Source organism: Bartonella queenslandensis AUST/NH15, assembly GCF_000312585.1.
Lineage (GTDB): Bacteria > Pseudomonadota > Alphaproteobacteria > Rhizobiales > Rhizobiaceae > Bartonella > Bartonella queenslandensis_A.
Window position 1 is genome coordinate 189,919 of sequence record NZ_HE997998.1, and the last position, 3,609, is coordinate 193,527.

General features: G+C 36.9%; 3 protein-coding genes and 1 pseudogene. All 4 read right to left on the minus strand.

Features of this window, described 5'->3' with window-relative positions; genetic code table 11:
* The coding region (gene gloB, locus BN338_RS04615) for a hydroxyacylglutathione hydrolase (RefSeq protein ID WP_039759475.1) at positions 1 to 586 on the minus strand (586 nt) is incomplete at its 3' end.
* 68 nt (positions 587 to 654) lie between these two features.
* Positions 655 to 1,341 carry a septation protein A gene (locus BN338_RS04620; protein WP_039759478.1) on the minus strand — a complete coding sequence of 229 codons (687 nt, stop codon included), beginning with the start codon at positions 1,339 to 1,341 and terminating at the stop codon, positions 655 to 657.
* Complete coding sequence (ftsY, locus tag BN338_RS04625; protein ID WP_083868438.1) at positions 1,338 to 2,585, minus strand: signal recognition particle-docking protein FtsY; 1,248 nt, start codon at positions 2,583 to 2,585, stop codon at positions 1,338 to 1,340. The genes BN338_RS04620 and ftsY overlap by 4 nt, the downstream gene beginning before the upstream one ends.
* Before the next feature lie 14 nt (positions 2,586 to 2,599).
* Positions 2,600 to 3,609 (minus strand): annotated as a pseudogene (locus BN338_RS04630) (MiaB/RimO family radical SAM methylthiotransferase); the annotation flags it as partial.

Here is a 3,609-nt window from a genome sequence, read left to right on the forward strand (position 1 = left end):
CATCTTCTATTCTTTGGTGGAGTTTTTTATTATGTGGATCAATTGTTAGCGCGAAAAGAGCATTGTTTTTTGTGTACTCATGTCCACAATATAGGAGTGTTTCATCGGGGAGTTTACGAAGCTTTTTTAAAGAATTTAGCATTTGTGCGGCTGTTCCTTCAAAAAGACGTCCACAACCAAGTGAAAAAAGCGTATCTCCAGCAAAAAGTAATTTTTTTTCAGGAAAATAATAGGATAGAGCTCCTAGCGTATGGCCAGGTGTTGAGAGAGCTAAGAGCGTGTGAGAAGCAAAAAGGAGTTTCTCATCAGGTTGAAGTGTTTGATCAAGGTGGTAAATCTTATTTTTTTCTGCTTCTGGTCCGATAATTATAGCGTTGTAAGCTTGTTTTAATTCTGCAAGGGCTTCTACATGATCATGATGATGGTGAGTCACAAAAATAGTGTTAAGCGTCCAATTATGGTGTTTTAAAGCATTGCGAATAGCTTTGCTTTCAGGAGCATCTATTGCGGCTGTCATACCGCTTTTTTCGTCATGAATGAGTACACCAAAATTATCTTCTCGGCAGATAAACTGTTCAATCAACATGTTTTTTCTCCTGAACAGTATGCAACGATAAAACTGAAAAATAATCTATGTTTATGGGTACATTTTGTTTAAGAATCAGATTTGTCCTCTTCTGTAAAAAGTCCTTTTGAATGTTTCATGATGATAGGCATTTGAGTCAGCATGAAAAGGACTGTTATAGGCATAACGCCAAATACTTTGAAACTCGTCCAAAAATCATCGCTAAAATTGCGCCAAATGATTTCATTTAAAAGGGCAAGAAAAACGAAAAAAAACGCCCAACGATAGGTGAGTTTCTGCCAGCCTAAATCATCAAGTTTTAAGGTAGAGTCAAGAGCATAACGTAAAAGTGGTTTTTTAAACAACATTCCACCAAACAGTATAAAAGCAAATAAGCTGTTAATGATTGTAGGTTTCATCTTTATAAAAGTTTCATTATGAAGCCAGAGTGTTAGAAAGCCAAAAACGAGAACAAATATTCCTGAAATAAGAGGCATAATAGGAACTTGTCTTGCAAGGATCCATGAGAAGCTTAGGGAAATAATAATCGCTACCATAAAAATAGCTGTTGCAGGGAAAATAGGCTTACTAAAACTTTGAAAAAATTCAATGTTTTTTATCAACCATTCTCCCTTATAATTGGCGAAAAAGAAGGCGACCAATGGTCCCATTTCTAAGAGAAACTTAAGTGTTGGTGAGAGGGGCGTTTTTTTATTGTTGTTCATATTTTTCTCAGAATTATTGTATGAATTAGGGTTAGATAAAGGTTGTTTCATGCATGTTTTCCTGCAATAGTTTCGGCGAAGTCAGAAGCAGAAAAAGGTTGAAGGTCTTCAATACTCTCTCCTACACCGATAAAATAAACGGGTAATTTATATTTTGCTGCGATAGCAACAAGAATTCCTCCTCGCGCAGTTCCATCCAGCTTTGTCATGACTAAACCATTAACACCAGCAATATCACGGAAAATATCTACTTGGCTTAGTGCATTTTGTCCGGTCGTTGCATCAAGCGTTTGAAGGATTGTATGGGGTGCTTGGGGCGTGTGTTTTCTTAAAACACGAATAATTTTTGCCAGCTCATCCATTAATTCAGATTTATTTTGTAAACGCCCTGCTGTATCAATAATTAATACATCACTCTTTTCTTTTTTTGCTTTCTCAAAAGCATCAAAGGCTAAACTCGCGGCATCTGCTCCCAATTTTGTCGAAATAACAGGAGAATCGGTACGTTCACCCCAAATGTGTAGTTGTTCAATCGCTGCGGCTCGGAAAGTATCACCAGCTGCAAGCATAACTTTTAATCCCCCTTCTGTTAATTTGGCGGCAAGTTTTCCAATTGTTGTCGTTTTTCCTGTACCATTTACACCTACTAGCAAAATAACATGAGGCTTATGACTGAGATCAAGCTCTAAGGGTATTGCGACAGGTTCAAGAACTTTTCTGATTTCTTCAATGACGATAGTATGAATGTCATTTGGGGAAAGATCTTTTCCATAACGATTTGAAGCTAAAGTATTCGTGATGCGTGTTGCTGTTTCTACACCGAGATCAGCTTGGATAAGGATATCTTCGAGTTCTTGTAATGTATCTTTATCGAGTTTTCTTTTAACAAAGAGGTCGCAAATCGATCCACTTAGGCGTTGTGAAGAGAGAGATAGACCTTTTTTCAGGCGTCCAAACCATGCTGTCTTTTTTTGTTCAACAGACGGTTCAGATAAAATTTCTTTATTCTTTTTTTCACGGATGGTGTTTGTGACAACAATTTTACTATCAGGGGGAATTTTATCAGAAAGGAGGTCTTTATCAAAATGCGACTCTAAAGATTGGGATTTTTCATCACATTCTACAGATCTTAACCTTTGATTTTCTTCTTGTTTTGCATCTGCAAAGATTTGGTTGTTTTCTGTCTTTTCATTTTCTTCTATTATATCATTTTTATAAGAAATAGAAATTTGCTCCATTTCCTGTTCTTTAGATTTGTGAAAAGAGAATATTTTTTTTATAAAAGATTTTGTCATAAAAAATTTCCTGCTCAAGCAGCATTTAATTTTGGAAGGACAGCAATTAATTTATCGCCATCATGGTCAACAATAAGGGCTTGAACAATTGTTCCTGCTTTTGCGCCTTTAATTTGTACAAGAGTATAATCTTCTGTTCGTCCGATTTCATCTTTTTCAACGAGAATTGTTTGTTGACTGTTTTGTAAATGAGCAAGATGTTTTTGGTAGGCTTTCTCGCCTGCTTTACGCAGTTTCTCAGCACGCAGCTTAACTGTTTTACGATTGATTTGTGGCATACGTGCGGCAGGTGTTCCTTCTCTTGGACTAAAAGGGAATACATGAAGGTGAGTTAAATGACAATCTTTTATTAAAGCGAGACTGTTTTGAAACATCTCTTCTGTTTCTGTAGGAAAACCAGCAATTAAGTCAGCACCATAAACCATTGTAGGACGTTTGGCACGCAATTCTTGGCAAAATTGAATAGCATGTTCACGCAAATGTCGTCGTTTCATCCGTTTTAAAATCATATTATCACCTGCCTGCAAGGATAAATGTAAATGGGGCATAATCCTTTTTTCATAAGCTAAAAGATTTATGAGTTCTTCGTCTGCTTCAATAGAGTCAATAGATGAAAGACGTAACCGAGGCAAATCAGGGACATGATGCAAAATGGCTGAAGTTAATTTTCCTAGATTAGCTTTTCCAGGAAGATCGTGACCATAACTTGTAAGGTCAACACCTGTAAGAACCACTTCTTGAATACCCACATTTGTCAGCTTTTTAATTTGTTCTATGACAGCCCCCATGGGAACTGAACGAGATGGTCCACGTCCATAAGGAATAATGCAAAATGTGCAACGATGATCGCATCCATTTTGTACCTGTACAAAAGCGCGGGTACGTTCTTGCATTGCACTTACCATATGTGGAGCAATTTTTTTAACTTCCATGATATCATTGATACGTACCTTTTTCGGAGTGGTTAATACCAAAATCAGGAAGTTGACGATAAGAATGGGCGTGAAGTTTATCTTCGTTCCCT

What these genes read in the sequence shown, in the direction of transcription:
- BN338_RS04620 (WP_039759478.1), bottom strand. Translation starts at nt 1,341, where the DNA reads ATGAAACAACCTTTATCTAACCCTAATTCATACAATAATTCTGAGAAA.
- ftsY (WP_083868438.1), bottom strand. Translation starts at nt 2,585, where the DNA reads ATGACAAAATCTTTTATAAAAAAAATATTCTCTTTTCACAAATCTAAA.